At 47.2% G+C, this 4,874-nt stretch carries 2 protein-coding genes; both read right to left on the reverse strand.

Annotation, left to right across the window (positions count from 1 at the left end):
• Positions 1–2,168: GH92 family glycosyl hydrolase (locus tag K2I50_RS08715; protein WP_301025933.1), on the reverse strand; the 2,168-nt coding region annotated here is incomplete at its 3' end.
• Positions 2,169–2,238: 70 nt separating this feature from the next.
• Positions 2,239–4,461 (reverse strand): GH92 family glycosyl hydrolase, encoded by a 2,223-nt coding sequence (locus tag K2I50_RS08720; RefSeq protein WP_301025932.1) that lies wholly within the window; start codon positions 4,459–4,461, stop codon positions 2,239–2,241.
• Positions 4,462–4,874 lie beyond the last annotated feature (413 nt).

Here is a 4,874-nt window from a genome sequence, read left to right on the forward strand (position 1 = left end):
TTCTTAATCTTGTTGGTAGAGCCATTATGTAGGTCATCTTGGCGCAGGAAAGTAGGAGAGTAGGGCTTGCCGTTGAGTTCTACAGATTCTACGTACCATTCTTCAGGTGAAGATTCGATTACAGTCTTTTTGCCACCGGGCATTGTGAGAGTGGCCTTTCCGAACAGAGGGGTACCGAGCACATACTCTCCTGTACCGGGAGTTACAGGATAGAAACCGAGAGCTGAAAATACGTACCATGCGGAGGTCTGGCCATTGTCTTCGTCGCCACAATAACCGTCGGGAGTCGGTGTGTACATGCGATTCATTACCTCACGCAGGCGCTTTTCTGCTTTCCAGGGTTCTCCGGCATAGTTATAGAGGTAAATCATATGCTGTATAGGCTGGTTGCCGTGAGCATAGTTGCCCATGTTCATTACTGTCATCTCGCGGATTTCATGAATCGGGAATCCATAATAGCTGTCGTCATATAATGGAGCTACATTGAATACAGAGTCGAGCATCTCTACGAATTTCTTGCGTCCGCCCATCAGTCCTATCAGCCCGTCGACATCGTGGAATACCGACCATGTGTAGTGCCAGCTGTTGCCTTCGGTGAATGCATCGCCCCACTTGAGGGGAGAGAATGGGGTCTGGAATGTGCCATCGGCATTGCGACCACGCATAAGATTGCTCTCTTTGTCGAAAACATTACGGTAGTTCATAGCACGCTTGGCATACAGCTGCTGCTCTTTTTTCGGACGGCCGATAGCTTTTGCAAGCTGATAGATGCACCAGTCATCATAGGCATATTCGAGAGTGCGGGCAACATTTTCGTTGATGTTGACGTCGTAGGGCACATATCCGAGTCGGTTGTAATACTCGTGACCACGACGACCGCTTGACGATACAGTGGGGTGTACATTTTCAGTACCTTTTACAATACCTTCCCACAAAGTGACTGTGTCACCGACTTTCACTCCACTCAGATAGGCATCAGCAAGTACAGATGCTGAATTATTTCCGACCATACAGTCACGGTGACCGGGACTTGCCCATTCAGGGAAGAAGCCGCTTTCGCGATAATGATTGAGCATTCCTTCCTGGATTTCAGCATTGACTTCCGGATAGAAAAGATTCAGCAGCGGGAATAGTGCGCGGAATGTATCCCATAAACCGGTGTCGGTATATAGGTATCCATCCTTTACCTCGCCGGTGTGAGGACTGTAATGTACGGGCTTGCCTGATGCGTCGAGTTCGTAAAATTTACGTGGGAAAAGGAGGCAACGGTAAAGACAAGAGTAGAATGTGCGCAGGTCGGTTTCTTTTCCGTCTTCGACAAGTATTTTGCCGAGTTCTGTATTCCATCGGTCTTTGCCTTTGGCCACAAGCACATCGAAGCTGTCTTTCCCAAGCTCATTAAGGTTCATCAAGGCCTGTTCGGGCGATATGAATGATGAAGCCACGCGAGCATTCACAGTTTCTCCTTTTGAGGTCTTGAAGCCAACGATAGCGCCGGTATGATTGCCATTGGCGCTTTTAGCACCTTTTGCAAGTACACTGTCGGTTACTGTATAGAAATATTCGAAAGGCCGGTCGAACTCAACTACAAAATAGTTGCGGAAATTATCAGGTACACCTCCGCTATTGCGTGTGGTATATCCGGTGACGCGACGTTGTGATGGATCAACGGAGATTTCAGAACCACGGTCGAAGGCATCTATAATAACATTGGCGCTATCGGTGGCGGGGAATGTGAAACGGAACATCGCCGCACGCTCTGTCGGTGTCACTTCGGCCACTACATCGTGGTCGGCCAGATACACCTTATAGTAATGTGGGAGTGCAGTTTCTCCCTTGTGAGAGAACCAGCTTGCTCGCTTTTCTTCATCAAATACAGGTGTGCCGACTGTCGCCATCATCGAGAACTGTCCGTAGTCGTTGATCCAAGGGCTTGGCTGATGGGTCTGCTTTATACCGCGGATTTTATGAGCATCATATGTGTAGGCCCATCCATCTCCCATCTTGCCTGTCTGGGGAGTCCAGAAGTTCATGCCCCAGGGCATAGCAACTGCCGGATATGTATTTCCGGTCGAGAGTTCAAAGCTCGACTGTGTGCCCATCAGTGTATTGACATACTGAGTGAGGTCGTCATTAGCCAGTGCTGTACAGGAAATTGTAGCAGCCATGGCAAAAAGTTTGATTCTATTCATCAGATTTGAGGTGATAATTGCTTTCTGTAATAAATGTAGTGCAAAATTATTTATTGCCGGAGAATACCGCTGGAGTAGCTGACATCTCAATGTCAACAGTAGCTCCCGACATTATCTGCTCGTGAGTGATGAAAGTCTTGTCATAAGGTTTGCCATCTACTTTTACCGAGCGGATATATATGTTTTCTTTGCTGACATCAGGAGCGTTGACGGTAAATGTCTTGCCGTTGTCAAGATGCAACTGCATCTTTTTAAAGAGCGGAGTTCCCAATTCATATGTTCCGGCTACGGGATTGACCGGATAGAAGCCCATTGCCGAGAATACAAACCATGCCGACATCTGTCCGCAATCCTCATTACCGCACAGACCGGCAGGAGTGGTATTGTAAAGCTGCTCCATTATCTCAGAAGCGTACTTCTGTGTTAAATCAGGACGTCCGACATTGTTGTACAGATAGACTACATGATGACTGGGCTCATTCCCATGGGCATATTGCCCGATCATGCCGGTGCTGAATATCGGGAGTGAGTCATTGGGCGATGGATTGTAGGTCATCATGCTGTCGAGTTTTTCTTTAAAGCGGTCTTTTCCACCGACAAGGTCAATAAGACCGTCAATGTCATGCTGTACCGACCAGAAATACTGCCAGCCGTTGCTCTCGCAGATATCTTCGGTGTAGTCATCGGGATTGAAGCTGTCAGAAAACTGCCCTTTGGAATCGCGCGACTGCATGAAAGATGTAGCGGGATTATATACATTCACATAATTGCCGGAGCGACGGTAGAACTCGTCGGCGACATCCTTGCGCCCCATCTTTTCAGCCATAACGGCTATACAATAATCATCGAATGCATATTCAAGTGTCTTCGAAAGCGACCAATTCTCTTCGCCCACTTTATGGCCGGGACTGGGCACGTAGCCAAGTCGCTTGTAGTCGCCTATCTGACGGTATGAATCAATGTTGGCTGTAGCGATACATGCATCAAGGGCTTTTTCTGCGTAGTCATTGTCGATAAGACCTTTCATATATGCATCTACAATCACAGGAACTGCATGATATCCAATCATCATGTCAGTCTCGGAGCCCTGGAAATTCCATACAGGGAGTCGGCTGTTCTGTTCGCCGAATTCTACAAGTGATTTTACAAAATCATGAGCGCGAGCCGGCTGTAGATAAGTCATCAGAGGATGTGATGCCCTGAAAGTGTCCCACAGTGAGAAAGTGCCGTAGTTGGTCCACCCCTCAGCTTTGTGGTTTACTTTGTCGGGTCCGCGATATGCTCCATCTACATCGCCATAGACAGTCGGGGCGAGCATTGAGTGGTAAAGCGCGGTATAGAATTTGACTTTGTCATCATCGCTTCCGTCAACTGTAATTTTTGACAGCGCCGAATTCCATGTATTACGGGCATTTTCGCGGTATTTTTCAAAATTGTCGTCAGGAACTTCTGTGGAGAGATTGAGTGCAGCTCCTTCAGCTCCGGTGCAGGATAAGGAGGTGCTGACAGAAATCTGTTCCCCGGCCTTGGTCGAGAAATAGAACCAGGCTACATCGCCGCTACCTATAGTCTTCCCGTCCTTTATGATTGGAGTGCGGTCTATACGAACAGAATCCCACGGCTGTGAGAATCTTGATCTGAACCATAGACGCTGGTCGCGGGCCCATCCGTCGGAGAATCGATACCCTTCGATTGTTACAGAGTCAACGACAGAAATATGGCTGTCCTGTGTTGCGTCCCAGTTCATGGCTTTGGCAAGATTGAGTATGACAGCCCCATTGCCTTCCGGGAATGTGTAGCGCTGTATGCCGCAACGTTCGGTTGCAGTCAGTTCTACATTTATGTCATAGTCAGTAAGACGTACCTGATAATATCCGGCGGTTGCTGTCTCGTCGTCGTGGGAAAATCGGGAATGTATGCCGAGCGGAGCCTCCGACTCACGCACCGGAAGCATGACCGGAAGGAATGATATATCATATAGGTCGCCGGCGCCGGTGCCCGACAGGTGTGTGTGGCTGAATCCCGTTATAGTAGAGTCGGGATAGAAATATCCGGCAATACGGTCCCATCCCGGGATACCATTGTCAGGACTAAGCTGAACCATGCCAAAAGGCGTTTGTGCGCCGGGATAAGTATTCCCGGTGAAGTCAGTGCCGATAAGGGTATTGACATACTGTGTCAAATCACTACTCTGACTGGCATCTTGATGCCCTGCACAAGCCGGTAAAACAAGTGCCAGTGGCATTAGACACAAAGTAGACATTCTCATAATCTCTAAGGATGGTTTAATAAAGTTTTAGATGTATAATATGCGCGTTTAAGGATGGGGAATCGTGTCAAAGAGACAGACTATTATTGACTATGTTCTTAATCAAATTAAACTTAGAGAATATTTGAATTTAACCTTATGAAATCTTTAGAGGTCTTTCCAGCCTGTTTTGAGATTGAATGAAGGAATCATGGGGTTCCATAATGACTGAATGAAAGCTCGAAACATTCTCTGAAATCCTCTCTAAATATTTACATAAGGTTAAATCCAAACATTCTCTTAAAAATCCCCGAACTCTTTGGATACAATTCTGACCTATTAAAATATAAAACGAGTGGATTGGTCGATTTATTGCATTATGAATGTTTTATAAAGTCAACGCCGCATACGCTTAGACCCCGTTCCCCAATATT

Origin of the sequence: Muribaculum sp. (assembly GCF_029051885.1) — a bacterium.
GTDB lineage: Bacteria > Bacteroidota > Bacteroidia > Bacteroidales > Muribaculaceae > Muribaculum.

Bases quoted from the DNA above. Each gene is read 5' to 3' on its own strand.
- K2I50_RS08720 (WP_301025932.1), bottom strand. From the start codon at position 4,461: ATGAGAATGTCTACTTTGTGTCTAATGCCACTGGCACTTGTTTTACCG.